The organism is Halogeometricum rufum, assembly GCF_900112175.1.
Lineage (GTDB): Archaea > Halobacteriota > Halobacteria > Halobacteriales > Haloferacaceae > Halogeometricum > Halogeometricum rufum.
Genome location: NZ_FOYT01000001.1, coordinates 1,074,558 through 1,089,789 on the forward strand (window position 1 = coordinate 1,074,558; position 15,232 = coordinate 1,089,789).

Sequence of the window (15,232 nt, forward strand, 5' to 3'; positions counted from 1 at the left end):
CGAACGAGGTCCGCGAACTGGACGGGACGGGGGAGACGGAGGAGGCGGAACGGGTCGTCGCCGGGACGACGGAAGGGAGGTGACGTCAGTACTTGGGGTCGGTGCCGACGAGTTCGTACAGGTCGTCCATCACGGCGTCGCGGGAGCGCTGCCAGCCCTCGAACCCGCGCGGCGAGGAGGGGTAGGCGTTGTAGAGCCGCGTTATCTCCTGCGCCCGCTTTCGGACGCTGTACAGTTCGTACAGGGCGTCCCAGTGACCGAACGTCTTCACCAGCGTCTGCAGTTGGAGCCCGAAGCTCATCTTCGAGGAGCCCTTACTGAGCGAGTCGAGGAGTTGCTGTCCCGGGAGCGAGGAGACGATTTCGACGAGTTCGTCCATCTCGTGGGCCATCCCCCAGATGTTGTAGAGGTCCACGGCGGCGAACCGCTTGCCGAAGTCCGTCATCACGTCGCGGTTGTACTCCCAGAGGTTCGCCTCGCTCACGTCGCCGTCGGAGATGGCGTTCACGGCGTGTTTAGCCGCCCAGTGAGCGGACTGGGCCGCACCGGGGATGCCGCCGCCGGTGGTGGGGTTGACGTGGCCGGCGGAGTCCCCCGCGGCGATGAACCCCGGCGCGACGGCGGAGTCGTAGGGGCGGCGCGTCGGCAGGGCCGCGCCGAGTTTGTTCTTCACCGTCCCGCCCTGGAACTCGGGTCGGTTGCGGAGGTCACGCTTGAGTTCGTCCACCAGCTTCATCGGGTCCTCGGTCATCTGGAAGCCGAGACCGACGTTTATCTCCGTCGCGGTGCGCGGGAAGTACCAGAGGTAGCCGAGTTCCGCGGCCGGTTTGAACACGATGGCGTCCTCGTACTCGACCGGTTCGGGTACGTCGATGACCTCGCGGTACGCCGAGCAGAACTGCGAGTACGAGACGTTCGTGTCGAACGTCGTCCCCGAGAAGTCCGTCTTGTCCTGCAGAATAGAGAGCGCGCCGGCGCCGTCGATGGTCACCTCGGCCTCGTACTCGACGACGCTGCCGTTCCGCTTGGCGCGGACGCCGGTGACGCGGCCGTCGTCGTCCTGCGTCACGTCCTGCACGACGGTCTCGAAGTGCATCTCCGTGCCCAGGCGCTCGGCCTCTTCGAGGATTATCTCGCCGTAGCGCTTCCGGTCGACGACCGCACCGGCACCGCGGAACGGGACGTCCAGGTCCTCGCCGCGGGGGTTCTCGAACACCGCGCGCGTGATGTTCTGGTTGGTGAACGACTCGTCTTTCAGATAGTCGAGGTCGATGACGTCGGGGAAGGTGCTCGTGCCCTTGATGGCGTCGCCGCAGGCGATGTGGCCTGCTTCCTCCTCGGACTTCCGTTCGAGGAGGACGACGTCGAGACCCTCGGACGCCGCGGTGGCCGCGGCGAAGGCTCCCGCCGTGCCCCCGCCGACGACGACCATGTCGTAGGCTTCCGCTGGCATGTTACCTCACGTTGTCCGTGCCGTCATAAAAATAAACCGTATCACCCCGCTGAACCGCATATTCTGCCTCTCTCGAAGGGACGAGAAACGGTCCCTTAGATTTACTACGTCACGTGTTGACGTATTCATGAGGTGGCAAATAATGTCGCAACTCACCACGGAGAACACCAACGCGTTCGCGCACCGAATCGCGGGCGATTCGCTCGTCTACGACTGCCCGGAGTGCGAGTTCGGCGAGGTGTTGGTCACGGAACTCATCGAGTCCGAGGACGCGCGCTGTCTCGACTGTGACGCTCGGTACCGTCTGTACGCCGAACGCGTCGAGGACTGACTCGTCGGACCCGCTTCATCCGACCCCCTCCCCCCGACGTTCTCCCGTCTCGCCGCGCTCTCGACGCCTCGCGTCCGCCCTTCCGGCAGACCGGGTGACAGCAACGGTCATGCTCTCGACAGTCGTATCGGAGTCATGTTCCGCCGGTCGGTGCCGTTGTGCTGTGTCGTCGTCCTCGTCGCGCTCTCGGGGTGTCTCGGAACGCTAGTCGACGCGGACGCCGGCGCGACGACGATTCCGACGGCGGCGTCCGAACGCGAGGGCTACGTCGCGGGCAACGAGACGAGAGTCCCGTTCCGGATTCCCGTCGGCGGCGGCGGCGTCGGCGGGGAGGTGACCGTCACGGGGCACCTCGCGGGCCACTCTCGCACCGTCGCGGCCGACCGGACGGCCGCGCTCCTCCTCGTCACGACGCCGGACGTCCGCATCGCCGGCGCGTCGGTCAACCCGCTTCGCGGCGCGACGGACCCGAACGCCGTCCGGGCGGGACTCGCACTCGCGGGTCGGGCCCGCACGCTGGGCGGCGTCGAGAACGTGACCGACCTCCGCGAACAGTCCGTCCGGAACGTGACGTTCCTCGGGACGACGGCGCCGCTGACGACGTACGCCGGCGTCGTCGAGACGGACGCGGGGCGCGCGGACGTTCGGGTACACGCCGCCTCGGTCGAACACGAGGGCGACGTGGTCGTCGCCGTCTCGGTCCATCCGGCCACGATGGACGAACGCGACGCCGTGAGTCGGATGCTCGCCGCCGCGGAGTACCGCACGGTGTGACCGAGTGACGGCGGGCGCGGACGGGGACGAGGGAGGCTCTGTGGCGGACCGTGGTCGGGGGACCTCTCGCGGCTAGCCGGTCGCGTCGGCGAGGACGCCGGAGACGAGGCGGACGAATCCGACGCCGGGGCCGGCGTCGCGACTCCAGACGACGGACTCCCGACCCGTCCCAACGCCGCCGTTCTCCCGGGCGGAGACGACCATCGCCGCCTCGTCGTCGAGACGGAGGGCGCGGGCGACGTACTCGCGGTCACCGCCGCCGCCGTCCGGTCGCAACGGCCGAACCGACCGCTGCGGCGTCAGGACGGCCACGCCGTCGCCGAGTTCGGCCGTCGCGTCCCGTCCGGCCACCTCGCCGACCGGCGGGCTGTTGTCGTCGCCCTCCTCACAGGTGGTATTTGTATCGGCAGCGCGTGCGACTAATCGTGACATCCCCTCCTCTGGAACGAGATGCGGTTCTGTCCCTCCTGGGTAACCGCGTTCGACGCGCAGTCGTGGACGCCGGCCGGACGCTCGACGCGCCCGTTTCGTTGCCACGGGTCGCAGACGCGGTGGCGGCATCGCTCTTCGCGCAGTCCGAGACGACCACCGCCGAGACGGCGATGGTGACGAGCAGGCTCGAACTGCAACTCCACCACCGGCACCTCCCGAAACTGGACGCCGCGGGCGTCCTCACCTACCGGACAGACGACAACGTGCTCGCCGAACTGGACGACTGCGCGCTCTCGCAACTGGCCACCGCGTCCGACGCGCTCACCGGCAGTCGCGGCGACACGCTCCTGGCCGAGTGACCGGCGTTCGACGCCGCCGTCGGTCGGCGCGGAGACGAAAGAAGAATCGGGTCGGGACGGTACCGCGCCCCCGGTCCCGCCTCAGTAGAACTCGCGGACGAGGTCCATCGCGCCCTCGGGCGCGCCCTCGTCTACCTCGGACATGTTCTCGGTCACGCCGTGTTTCTCGCCGTAGGAGACCGAAGACTCGTCCTGCCAGACGACGCCCTGGAACTCCTTGTCGGCGTCGAGGATGGCGTCCTTGGCGGCGTCGTAGTCGGTCGGGTCGTGGCCCTCCTCGGCGAGGTCGACGAGCGAGTCGCGGAAGTAGTCGTACGTGTCCACGTCGTTGAACGTGACGCACGGGCTGAACACGTTGACGAAGCCGAAGCCGTCGTGTTCGATGGCCTTCTCGACGATTTCGGCGTGTCGCTGCGCGTCCGTCGAGAACGACTGAGCGATGAACGTCGCGCCCGAAGCGAGCGCCAGCGCCATCGGGTTGACGGGGGGTTGCTGCGGGCCCTCGGGCGTCGTGGACGTCTCGAAGTCCTCGCGCGAGGTGGGCGACGCCTGTCCCTTCGTCAGGCCGTAGATGCGGTTGTCCATCACGACGTACGTCATGTCGACGTTCCGTCGGACGGCGTGGATGAAGTGGCCGGACCCGATGGAGTAGCCGTCGCCGTCGCCGCCCGCGACCATCACTTCGAGGTCGGGGTTGGCGAGTTTCACGCCGGCGCCGACGGGGAGCGCTCGCCCGTGGACGCCGTGCAGGGCGTACGAGTGCATGTACGTCCCGATTTTACCGGAACAGCCGATACCGGCGACGACGAACGTGTTGTCGGGGTCGTTCCCCGTGTTCGCGAGGGCTTTCATCATCCCGTTCATCGTGCCGAAGTCCCCACAGCCGGGGCACCACGTCGGTTGCTTGTCGGACTTGAAGTCCGTGAATCGGATTTCGGAGCTCATTGCTTAGGCCTCCAGCGTCTCTTTGATGTCCGCCGCGAGTTCGTCCGCCTTGAACCGGACACCGTTGTACTTGTTCACCCGCTTGACGCGTGTAAGTGTGTCGTGCTCGATGACGTCGGCGAACTGCCCCGTGGCGTTACACTCGACTACGACGACGTCCTCGGCGTCCTCGAACTCGTCGGTCAGGTCGTAGCGCGGGAACATGTAGGGAATCGAGAGGAAGCGCACGTCGACGCCCTCGTCTTCGAGCATGTCGATGGCCTCGACCATCGCGCCCTCGTTCGACCCCCACGAGACGACGAGGTTGTCGGAGTCGGGGTTCCCGAACTCGCGGGGACTCCAGTCCTCTTCGGCCTTCGCCGTCTCGACCTTTCGGTTGCGTTTGTCCACCTGTTCGATGCGCATGTCCGTGTCCTCGGTCCGGCGGCCGAGTTCGTCGTGTTCGAGACCGGTGGACATGTGTGCGCCCTCGGCCGTGCCGGGGAACGCGCGGGGGGAGACGCCGTCGTCGGTGACGGCGTGGGGCTGGAACTGCCCCTTCTCGTTCTGCCACTCGGAGATGGTGTCGTCGTCGACGACCTTGCCGCGGTCGATTTCGACCTCGTCCATGTCGAACGTCTCCGGCGAGAACGTCTGCTCCGTGACCGCCAGCGAGAGGTCCGCCGTCAGATAGACCGGCGTCTGGTACTTCTCGGCGAGGTTGAACGCCTCGACGGTCTTCCAGAAGCACTCCGAGATGGTCGTCGGCGCGAGGACGAAGCGCGGCACCTCGCCGTGGCCGCCGTAGAGGAGCATGTTCAGGTCGCCCTGCTCCTGCTTCGTCGGCATCCCCGTCGAGGGACCCGAACGCATCACGTCGCAGATGACGAGGGGCGTCTCGCTCGTGGCGACCAGCCCGAACGTCTCGGTCATCAGGTCGATACCGGGACCGGAGGTGGCGGTCATCGACCGAGCGCCGGCGCGGGCGGCGCCCAGCGCCATGTTGATGGCCGACAGTTCGTCTTCCGCCTGGACGACGTGGCCGCCGAAGTTCTCGATGCGGCCCGTCAGGTACTCCATCACGTCCGTCGCGGGCGTGATGGGGTAGCCGGCGTAGAACTTACAGCCGGCGGCGATGGCGCCCATCCCGATGGCCTCGTCGCCGTTCAGGAGGACGTAGTCCTCGTCGGTCGTCTCGAGGTCGTAGTCGAAGTCGTGGTCGTACTCGTCGTCGACGTAGTTCTGGCCCTTCCGGGCGGCCTCCTTGTTGTTGTCGACGAGTTGCTGACCTTTCGACCCGAAGCGCTTCTCCAGTGCGCTGTCGAGGTTCTCGATGGGGAAGTCGGCGACTTCGCACGCCGCACCGAGTGCGACGACGTTGCGCATGATTGCCCCACCGGCTTCCTCGGCGAGTCGCTTGAGGGGAACGTCCAGCCCGATCATCCCCTCGGGTATCTCGACGTTCTCCATCGTGGTCCGCTCACCGTCGTAGATGATGACGGAACCCTCGTGGAGTTCGTCGAGGTTCTCCTCGATAGTTCGGGGAGTCAGTGCGATGAGCACGTCGAGTCGGTCCACGACGCTCTGCACCGGGTCCACCGCTGTCCGGACCTTGTACGCCGTGTACCCACCGCGGATACGCGACGCGAAGTCCTTCGAGGTGAAGACGTGTCGTCCAGCCCGAGAGAGTGCCTGGGCGAAGATCTTCCCCGTCGAATCGATGCCATCGCCGGCTTCCCCGCCGATGGCCCAGTTGAAGTCCGCAGGCATGTGGTTGGGGGGTACCCGTGGCCCGATGAAAAGCCTTCTGAAAGGCATTGAAAACGATGAACGACTCTATCCGAGAAAATGCCGCAGTTCACCCGCCGTCCGGGCATTTCTCGACTCGGCAACGCCGCGTCTCGGTACGTCAATCGCAAATAATGACGGGTTCGTCAACCGAACCAGCGTGGGTGATGACTCCCCCCGCGCCGCCGCGATGGCAAGACCCTTCGGCGGCCCTCCCGAACCGGCGTCCATGGATGCGACAGTCGCGGTCGCCGCGGTCCGAGAGGTCGGGCCGGGAACGGTCGCCATCGAGTTCGAGACGCCCGACGGCTTCGAGGCGGAACCCGGCCAGTTCGTGAAGCTCTCCGGGACCGTCGACGGCGAGGAGTACAGCCGATTCTACACGCTCTCCTCGCCGGGGGTCGAGGAGACGTTCGAGGTCACCGTCGGCGTCGACCCCGAGGAGGCCGGGCCGTTCAGCCGGCACCTCACCGACCTCCGAGAGGGCGACGAACTCGACGTCTCCGGGCCGTTCGGCCGGAGTTACTACCAGGAGGAGTCGTGCGTCGTCGTCCTCGCCGGCGGGCCGGGCGTGGGGCCCGCCGTCGGCATCGGCGAGGCGGCCGTCGCCGACGGCAACGAGGTGGCCGTCGTCTACCAGACGGACGCGCCCGCGCACGCAGAAAGACTAGACGCACTCCGCGACGCGGGCGCGTCCGTCGTCGTCACCGAGGGCGCAATCGGCTCCGCCGTCGCCGACGCGGTGACGGGCGAGGAGGCCGAACAGGTGTTCGTCTACGGCTTCGACGACTTCGTCGAGGAGGCCGAGGCGGCCATCGAGGCGGCCGGCGGCGACGCCGACGCCGCGAAAGTCGAGAACTTCGGCTGAATAGCGGCCGGGTCGACGAGGCGGACGCGCGTGCCGGCCGACCCTCAGTCGCTCACGTCCTCGACGGCGGGCCAGACGCGCCAGACGGCGACGCCGAGGCCGACGGCCCACCAGACGAACAGGCCGACGAGGTTCCAGAGAGGGTCGCCGGCGGCCACCTCCGCGCCGCCGACGACGCCGACGGCGGCCGACAGGACGAGCCCCCGGAACGCGCTGTTCGGGCTGAACGCGAGGAGCGCGCCGACGCCGTCCGCCGGCACGACGCCGGCCGCGAGGCCCGCCAACAGCGTCGTGTCGATGCCGAGGACGAACAGCGCGGCGAGGACGGCCGCCAGCGCGAACGCCGTCCGGACGGTCCGCGCCGCCGCGGAGACGGCGAGCGTCGCCGCGAGGACGACCAGCGTGAACGCCGCCGCGAGGACGACGAACCGGACGAACCGCAACGCCGAGTCGGCGGCCGTGTTCACCGCGAGGAACGTCGGCACGTCGGCGGTCAAGAGCGGCACGAGTGCGCCGCCGAGGACGAGGGCGACGACGACGGTGCCGACCAGCGCCACGCCGCGGCCGACGTAGACGCCGCCGACGTAGGCGAACCGGCTCACGTCGTACGTCCGGAGGACGTCGAGTTCGCCCGTCAGCCTGTCGTCCACGATGGTCCGGTAGCCGTAGGCGAACGCGAGCAACGGGACCAGCACCTCGACGAACGTCAGCAGGTCCAGCGTCAGCGGGACGAACCCGCCGCCGCCGCCCGTCCCGGCCCACGCGACGCCGACGACGCTGGCCGCGAACGCCGCCGAGAGCGCGAGGAGCGCGGGCGTCCGCACGACGGTCCGGAGTTCCCGCGTCGCCACGACGAACAGGTGTTCGACCGACTCGTTCATCGGTCGCCACCTCCCTCGGTCCCGCCCGTCGCCGCGGCGGCGTCCGCGCGCACGGTGACCGACCCGGCGTCGGCCTCGACGAGGCGGAGGAACGCCTCCGAGAGCGACGACGACTCCGTGGCCGTCAGGAGCGACGCGGGCGCGTCGCGGGCGACGAACGACCCCCGGTCGAGGACGGCGACGGTGTCGGCGTGCGCCTCGATGGCCGGGAGTTCGTGGGAGGCGACGACGACGGCCGACCCCGAGGCGGCGAGTTCGCCGACGACGGAGAACAGGCGCTCCACCATCGCCGGGTCGAGTCCGCTGCCGGGTTCGTCGAGGACGACCACCGCCGGGTCGCCCAGCACCGCCTGCCCGAGGCCGAGCAGTCGGGTCATCCCGCCCGAGAGCGACCCGACCTTCCGGTCGGCGACGCCGGCCAGTCCGACCCGTTCGAGCGTTTCGGTCACCTCGTCGTCGCCGACGCCGTCGAGGAACTGCGAGTAGAACTGGAGGGTGTCCCGGACGGAGAAGCCCGCGCGGAAGGCGGGTCGCTGCGGGAGGTAACCCACGTCGCGGACGCCCGCCGCCCGTCGCGAGACGGCCACCGACCCGGAGTCGGCCGGTCTGACGCCCGCCAGCACCTCCAGCAGCGTGGACTTCCCGGAGCCGTTCGGGCCGACGAGGGCGAACAGTTCCCCGCGCTCGACGGTGAACGAGAGGTCCGAGAAGACGCCGACGTCGCCGAACGACCGGGTCGCGTTCGAGACGGTCAGGGCGACGTTCGACGCGTCGTCGCCGGCCTCGTCGCCGTCGGATTCGCCGTCGGCGGCGTCGTCGCCGGTGGCTTCGGTCACGTCGTCGCTCACGCCGACGCACCTCCCCCCGTCGACGCCGTCTCGTTCCACTCGCCGGTCGCCGCGGCCACCGCCGCCGGGTCGAACGGCCGCGTCCGCGCCGCCGTGTCGACGACGCCCGTCTGTCGCAGTCCCGAGACCACGTCCCGGACGCGGCGGAGGGTCGCGGCGGCGGGCGACTGCGCCAGCGTCGTCGCGCCCGGCGTCTCGCCGAGGCGGCCGTCTACGGTCCCGGACGGGTAGTACGCCCGGTCGTAGACGCCGTCGCCGTTCGCGTCCGGGATGGGGAGGGCGCCCCAGTGGTTGCCGACGCCGTGTGTCGTCCACGTCCGCAGGGGGCCGAGGTTCGAGGAGACGCGTCGTTCGTTGTCCACCACGTCGTTGCGGACCACCCAGTTCGACGGCAGAATCTCCGCCGCGCGCATCCCCACCTCGTTGTCGACGACGACGTTCGAGTCGAACGTGTTCCGGTCGCCCGCGACCGTCAGACCGTACACGTTGCCGACGAGGACGTTCTCGCCGTAGTAGGAGTCGCCGCCGGCGGGGACGACGCCGTAGGTGCTGTCTCGGACGACGTTGCCGACGACGAGGTTGTCCGTCGGTCGGGTCATCACGACGACGCCCATCTGCGCGTCGCGCACGGCGTTTTCTGCGACCAGCGTCCCGGAGGTGTACATCTCGTGGACGCCGTAGCGACCGGGCGAAAAGCGGTTGTCTCTGACGACGCTCCCGTCCGCGCGGTGCGTGTAGACGCCGTCGCGGCCGCCGACGAACGTGGACTCCTCGACCACGCTCCGCCCGCCGATGAGGACGGCGCCCATGAACCCCTCCGAGGCGGTGTCGGCGCCGCGGACGGTCAGGTTCCGCAGCACGGAGTCGTCGCTGTCGCGGACGACGACGCCGCTGGCGGGCGTGTCTATCGTCACGTCGGCGACGACGCCGCCGTCGACGCCGTCCAGCACGACGGCGGCGTCGCCGTAGCCGTATGCCAACTGGACCGTGGTGTCCCAGTCCATCGACTCGTTTCGGCTGTCGACGCCGCGACTTCCGACGGGGCCGACGCCCTCGACGCGGAGGTTCCGAACCGCCGCGCCGTCCGCCCGGAGGACGAGGACGCTCCCCTCGCCGTCGCCGCGGACGACGGTGTCCGGCCCCGCGCCGGCGAGGGTGACGGAGTCGTTCACCTCGACGGCGTCCACGTCGTACGTCCCCGGCGGCAGGTAGACGGTGGTGTTCGGCGGGGCCGCGGCGACGGCGGCGGCGACGGTGGGGGCGTCGCGGCCGACGACGACCGACCGCGGCCGGTCCGCGCGCGCCTCGGCCGCCGCCACCGTGTCGTTCGCCCACGCGTGCCGAGTCGCCTCCGCGCGTTCGAACCGGGCGAGGCGGTCCTGCAGGCGGTCGCCGAGGCGCGACTGGAGCGTCTCCCAGTCCACCACGCTGCCGCCGTGGGCCGCGGCGAACCGCCGGGCGTCCGCCGCCTCGGAGAACGGGAGCACCGTCGGACCGGAGGGGACCCGGGCGTCGCTGCCGACGACGAAGTGGGCCGACGGCCCGGCCGTCCACCCGACGGCCCGGCCGCGTTCGGGGACGACGAACCCCTCGTCGGTCAGCGTCGGCGTCACCGTCGAGAAGTCCGAGACGTAGACGGCCAACGGCCGCCCGAACTGTCGCTGCGTCCCCGGGTCGGCGAGTTCGCTCGCCGCGGTGTCGACGCCGACGTAGCCGACGACGTAGCGGTAGCCCGAGAAGAACACCTCCGCGCGCGGGATGGCGAACCCCTCCGCGTCGGCCCGACGGGCGTCGACGCCCGTCCCGCCCATGCTCACGGTGTCGGAGAACGCCACGGGGCGCAGTTGCTCGCCGCTGACGGGCGTCAGGGCGAACGAGAGGCTGGCGAGGACGAGTACCGCCGCCACCGCGGCGACGACCCACTTCGTCTCCGACGGCGTGAGAAGCGCCATCACCGCCCGAGGCCGGCGACGACTTCGGGCGTCACCTCGTCGTGCGTCGCCAGCGACCCGCCCCACTCCGACCGGAACGACTCCGCGTCCGCCTCCTCGGTGAAGCCGACGAGGTCACGCCCCATCGCCCCCTTCACCTCGGAGTCCACGACGTACGTCACGTCCGCGGCCGGCACGAACGTCGACGCCTCGTAGTGCCGCGAGATGAACGTGTCGCCGCCGTCCTCGAACGTCCGGTAGTCCACCGCGGAGTGGTCGGTGACGTAGAAGGCGACGTCCTCCCACCCGGCGTCGTCCTTCTCGAACTCGTACTGGTAGGCCTCCCACGTGCTGTCGAACCGCGCGGGGTTCTCGTGGTCGTTCGGTCGCTGGTCGCGGTAGAAAATCTCCGCCGAGGGGCCGGGGTTCTGCCGAATGTTCATCCCGCACACCTCGCACGTCGCGCCCTCGGGTATCGTCTCCGCCGGCGGCGCCGACGCCCGGTCGCCGCCACCGCCGCCCCCGAGACATCCCGAGAGCGCCGCCGCCCCCACGGCGGCACCGGCGAAGAGGACGCGCCGTCGTCGGAGTCCGGGACCGCCGTCCGCGTGTCGTCGGTTGCACATACGCTGACGTTCACGCCGGGCGGGGATAACTGGCTTGTCGATTCGTCTCGCCGACCACCGCGCCGGGACCCGAATCCTTAATCATTTGCCCGGCAAATTCTGCGCCATGTACGACGAGGACGAACTCGCGGACATCCGTGAGGCCCGCGAGGACTGGGAGTCGGAGACCCGCGACCCGACGCGAGAGCGGTTCGGGGAGCGAAAGGACCGATTCGCGACCGTCTCGAACCTCGAAGTCGACGACCTGTACACCCCGAACGACGTGGCGGGCGTCGACTACGAGGAGGACCTCGGCTTCCCGGGTGAGTTCCCGTTCACCCGCGGCCCGTACCCGACGATGTACCGCGGTCGGACGTGGACGATGCGGCAGTTCGCCGGGTTCGGCACCGCGGAGGAGACGAACGACCGGTTCCACTTCCTCGTCGAGAACGGCCAGACCGGACTGTCGACGGCGTTCGACATGCCCTCGCTGATGGGGAAGGACTCCGACGACCCCCTCTCGGACGGCGAAGTCGGAAAGGAGGGCGTCGCCGTCGACACCCTCCGCGACATGGAGATTCTGTTCGACGGCATCGACGTGGGCGAGGTGTCCACCTCGTTCACCATCAACCCCTCCGCGCCCGTGATATACGCGATGTACGTCGCCCTCGCCGACCAGCAGGGCGTCCCGCGCGAGGAGATTCGCGGCACCCTCCAGAACGACATGCTGAAGGAGTTCATCGCGCAGAAGGAGTGGGTCATCCCGCCGGCGCCGTCGCTCGACATGGTGACCGACACCGTGGAGTTCGCGGCCGAACAGACGCCGAAGTTCCACCCCATCTCCGTCTCGGGCTACCACATCCGCGAGGCGGGTTCGACGGCGGTGCAGGAACTCGCCTTCACCCTCGCCGACGGCTTCGCGTACGTCGAGGACGCCCTCGAACGCGGGATGGACATCGACACCGTCGCGCCCCTGCTCTCCTTCTTCTTCAACTCGCACAACTCCATCTTCGAGGAGGTGGCGAAGTTCCGCGCCGCCAGACGCATCTACGCGCGCGTGATGGAGGAGTGGTACGACGCCGAGGACGACGCGTCCAAGCGCCTGAAGTTCCACACGCAGACGGCGGGGCAGTCGCTGACCGCCCAGCAACCGCTGAACAACATCGTCCGCGTGACGATTCAGGCGCTGGCGGGCGTCCTCGGCGGGACGCAGAGCCTCCACACGAACAGCTTCGACGAGGCACTCGCGCTCCCCGGCGAGGAGGCGGTTCGCGTCGCCCTCCGCACCCAGCAGATAATCGCCGAGGAGTCGGGCGCGGCGGACGTCATCGACCCCCTCGGCGGCAGTTTCTTCGTCGAGTCGCTCACCGACGAAGTGGAGGCGGAGGCGATGGCCTACATCGAGGAGATACGCGAGATGGGCGACGGCTCCGTCCGCGACGGCGTCCTCGCCGGCATCGACGAGGGCTACTTCCACCGCGAGATTCAGGGGGCGTCCTACGAGTACCAAGAGCGCGTCGAGGAGGGCGAGGAGATAGTCGTCGGCGTCAACAAGTACACGATGGAGGAGGACACCCGCCCGGACATCCTCACCGTCGACGAGGACACGCAGGACCGACAGTTGGAGCGTCTCGCCGCGGTCAAGGACGAACGCGACGACGAGGCGGTCGAAGCCGCACTGGACGACGTCCGCGCGGCCGTCGAAGCGGGCGAGAACGTCATGCCGTCGCTCGTCGAGGCGGTGAAGGCGTACGCCACGATGGGCGAGATCATGGACGTGTTCGCCGAGGAGCACGGCACGTACCGCGAGACGGTCGGCGTGGTGTGAGGCCGGGCGCGGCGGAGACGACTGTCCCCCGACCGACGCCCGTCTGACCGCCGAGCGATGCACCTTTTTTGCAACCCCTCACGCACGTACGGCAGACGGAGAAACGGCGTTCTCCCCTCGCTATCCCTCCGCAGTCGGTCGATTAATCGTATTGTGCGTTCACATAGATTTATCATGGAGGATTCGGTAGGTTTGCACGACCTATGTCAGACGGTGACGGAGAACTCGAGGCACGGCTAGTTGAACAGGAGGAGTTCGAACCCACCGAGGAGTTCGTCGAACAGGCGAACGTGTCCGACCCGGGCATCTACGACGAGTTCGAGGAGAACTGGCCGCACAGTTGGGAGCGCGCGGCGGAGATGCTCGACTGGTTCGACGACTACGACCAGGTGCTGGACGACTCCGACGAACCGTTCTACGAGTGGTTCGTGAACGGGAAGCTGAACGCGTCGTACAACTGCGTCGACCGGCACGTCGAGAACGGCGACAAGAACCGCGTCGCCATCAAGTGGGAGGGCGAACACGGCGACACGCGCACCTACACCTATCAGGACCTCTATCGCGAGGTGAACGAGTTCGCGGCCGCCCTCCGTGAACTGGGCGTCGAGGAGGACGACGTCGTCACGCTCTACATGCCGATGGTGCCCGAACTCCCCATCGCCATGCTCGCCTGCGCCCGCATCGGCGCGCCGCACTCGGTGGTGTTCGCCGGCTTCTCCGCGGACGCGCTCGCCACTCGGATGAACTCTGCGGACTCTCGCTTCCTCGTGACGTGCGACGGCTACTACCGCCGCGGCGACGCCCTCGACCACATGGAGAAGGCCAACGAGGGCCTCGACGGCGTCGACCACGGCGTGGACGCCACCGTCGTCGTGGACCGACTGGGCGACGACGGCTTCGGGCACGACCTGAAGGGCAACCAGCACGACTGGGACGACCTGATGGCCGACCACGACGGTGACCGCGTCGACCCCGTCGAACGCGACGCCGAGGACATGCTGTTCCTCATGTACACCTCGGGGACGACGGGCGAACCGAAGGGGGTCAAGCACACGACGGGCGGTTACCTCGCGTACACGTCGTGGACCTCCCACTCCGTCCTCGACCTGAAGCCCGAGGACACCTACTGGTGCTCGGCGGACATCGGCTGGATCACGGGCCACTCGTACATCGTCTACGGCCCCCTCTCGCTGGGGACGACGACGGTGATGTACGAGGGGACGCCGGATTACCCCCAGCGCGACCGTCTGTGGGAGATCGTCGAGAAGTACGCCGTAGACGTGTTCTACACCGCGCCGACGGCCATCCGAGCGTTCATGAAGTGGGGGTCGCAGTTCCCCGAACGCCGCGACCTGTCGTCGCTCCGCCTCCTCGGTACGGTGGGCGAACCCATCAACCCGCGCGCGTGGAAGTGGTACTACCAGCACATCGGCGACGAGGAGTGCCCCGTCGTCGACACGTGGTGGCAGACGGAGACGGGCGGGATGATGGTCACCACCCTGCCCGGCGTCGGGACGATGAAGCCCGGGTCGGCCGGGCCGCCGCTTCCGGGCATCGACGCGCGCGTCGTCGACACGAACGGCAAGGAAGTCGAGGCCGGCCGCGCCGGCTACATCACGGTGAACAAGCCGTGGCCGGGGATGCTCCGGACGCTGTACGACAACGACGAGCGGTTCATCTCCGAGTACTGGCAGGAGTACTCCGACTCCGACGAGGGCGAGTGGGTGTACTTCCCCGAGGACGGCGCGAAGATAGACGACGACGGCTACATCACCATCCTCGGCCGGGTGGACGACGTGCTCAACGTCTCGGGGCACCGCCTCGGGACGATGGAGATAGAGTCCGCCATCGTCGGCGTCGAGGGCGTCGCCGAGGCGGCGGTCGTCGGCGGCGACCACGAGGTGAAGGGCGAGGCCGTCTACGCCTACGTCATCCTCGAGGACGGCTACGAGGAGACCGAGGAGATGCGCGGGAAGATAATCGAGGGCGTCGAGGACGCCATCGGTCCCATCGCCCGCCCCGAACAGGTCGTCTTCACGCCCGAACTGCCGAAGACGCGGTCGGGGAAGATAATGCGTCGGCTCCTCGAAGAGATCGCCAACGACGAGGAACTCGGCGACACCACGACGCTGCGGAACCCCGACATCGTCGAGGACATCCAGACGAAGGTCCGCGGCGACTGAGAGGAGCGACCGCTACCTGACGCCCGA

At 68.7% G+C, this 15,232-nt stretch carries 14 protein-coding genes; 6 read left to right on the top strand and 8 right to left on the bottom strand.

What is annotated here, in order from left to right; genetic code table 11:
* Positions 1–85 precede the first annotated feature (85 nt).
* Positions 86–1,453: a geranylgeranyl reductase family protein gene (locus tag BM310_RS05600; RefSeq protein WP_089805403.1), complete on the bottom strand. Its 1,368-nt coding sequence runs from the start codon at positions 1,451–1,453 to the stop codon at positions 86–88.
* A gap of 142 nt (positions 1,454–1,595) precedes the next feature.
* Here BM310_RS05600 and BM310_RS05605 point away from each other — a divergent pair, with 142 nt between their 5' ends.
* Positions 1,596–1,784 (top strand): hypothetical protein, encoded by a 189-nt coding sequence (locus tag BM310_RS05605; RefSeq protein ID WP_089805405.1) that lies wholly within the window; start codon positions 1,596–1,598, stop codon positions 1,782–1,784.
* A 135-nt stretch (positions 1,785–1,919) separates the two neighbouring features.
* On the top strand, positions 1,920–2,558 hold the full coding sequence (locus BM310_RS05610; RefSeq protein ID WP_089805407.1) for a DUF6517 family protein: 639 nt from the start codon (positions 1,920–1,922) through the stop codon (positions 2,556–2,558).
* A 72-nt stretch (positions 2,559–2,630) separates the two neighbouring features.
* Here BM310_RS05610 and BM310_RS05615 read toward each other — a convergent pair whose 3' ends face one another.
* Entirely contained in the window at positions 2,631–2,990 is a 360-nt protein-coding gene (locus BM310_RS05615; RefSeq protein ID WP_143105109.1) for a hypothetical protein, read from the bottom strand.
* Here BM310_RS05615 and BM310_RS05620 point away from each other — a divergent pair.
* Positions 2,984–3,349, top strand: coding sequence for a DUF7344 domain-containing protein (locus BM310_RS05620; protein WP_449271701.1), 366 nt, complete (start codon positions 2,984–2,986; stop codon positions 3,347–3,349). The genes BM310_RS05615 and BM310_RS05620 overlap by 7 nt on opposite strands.
* Positions 3,350–3,430: 81 nt before the next feature.
* Here BM310_RS05620 and BM310_RS05625 read toward each other — a convergent pair whose 3' ends face one another.
* Together BM310_RS05625 and BM310_RS05630 are read right to left on the bottom strand one after the other, a co-directional pair.
* On the bottom strand, positions 3,431–4,294 hold the full coding sequence (locus BM310_RS05625; RefSeq protein WP_089805413.1) for a 2-oxoacid:ferredoxin oxidoreductase subunit beta: 864 nt from the start codon (positions 4,292–4,294) through the stop codon (positions 3,431–3,433).
* 3 nt (positions 4,295–4,297) lie between these two features.
* Complete coding sequence (locus BM310_RS05630) at positions 4,298–6,043, bottom strand: 2-oxoacid:acceptor oxidoreductase subunit alpha (protein WP_089805415.1); 1,746 nt, start codon at positions 6,041–6,043, stop codon at positions 4,298–4,300.
* 247 nt (positions 6,044–6,290) lie between these two features.
* Here BM310_RS05630 and BM310_RS05635 point away from each other — a divergent pair, with 247 nt between their 5' ends.
* A complete protein-coding gene (locus tag BM310_RS05635) occupies positions 6,291–6,929 on the top strand; it encodes a ferredoxin--NADP reductase (protein ID WP_089805417.1) in 639 nt (212 codons plus the stop codon).
* Between the two features lie 44 nt (positions 6,930–6,973).
* Here the strand turns inward: BM310_RS05635 and BM310_RS05640 are convergent, their stop codons facing one another.
* The 4 genes from BM310_RS05640 to BM310_RS05655 are packed head-to-tail and all read right to left on the bottom strand — an operon-like array spanning position 6,974 to position 11,215.
* Positions 6,974–7,810: an ABC transporter permease subunit gene (locus BM310_RS05640; protein ID WP_089805419.1), complete on the bottom strand. Its 837-nt coding sequence runs from the start codon at positions 7,808–7,810 to the stop codon at positions 6,974–6,976.
* Positions 7,807–8,658, bottom strand: coding sequence for an ABC transporter ATP-binding protein (locus BM310_RS05645; RefSeq protein ID WP_089807043.1), 852 nt, complete (start codon positions 8,656–8,658; stop codon positions 7,807–7,809). The genes BM310_RS05640 and BM310_RS05645 overlap by 4 nt, the downstream gene beginning before the upstream one ends.
* Positions 8,655–10,610, bottom strand: coding sequence for a NosD domain-containing protein (locus tag BM310_RS05650; RefSeq protein WP_089805421.1), 1,956 nt, complete (start codon positions 10,608–10,610; stop codon positions 8,655–8,657). Before BM310_RS05650 ends, BM310_RS05645 begins: the two co-directional genes overlap by 4 nt.
* Positions 10,610–11,215 (bottom strand): nitrous oxide reductase accessory protein NosL, encoded by a 606-nt coding sequence (locus tag BM310_RS05655; RefSeq protein WP_089805423.1) that lies wholly within the window; start codon positions 11,213–11,215, stop codon positions 10,610–10,612. The genes BM310_RS05650 and BM310_RS05655 overlap by 1 nt, the downstream gene beginning before the upstream one ends.
* A 106-nt stretch (positions 11,216–11,321) precedes the next feature.
* Here BM310_RS05655 and BM310_RS05660 point away from each other — a divergent pair, with 106 nt between their 5' ends.
* Both BM310_RS05660 and acs read left to right on the top strand, forming a co-directional pair.
* Positions 11,322–13,022, top strand: coding sequence for a methylmalonyl-CoA mutase family protein (locus BM310_RS05660; protein WP_089805425.1), 1,701 nt, complete (start codon positions 11,322–11,324; stop codon positions 13,020–13,022).
* A gap of 203 nt (positions 13,023–13,225) precedes the next feature.
* The gene (acs, locus tag BM310_RS05665) at positions 13,226–15,205 is read left to right on the top strand and encodes an acetate--CoA ligase (RefSeq protein ID WP_089805427.1); all 1,980 of its coding nucleotides are present in this window, start codon (positions 13,226–13,228) and stop codon (positions 15,203–15,205) included.
* The last annotated feature ends 27 nt before the right edge of the window (positions 15,206–15,232 follow it).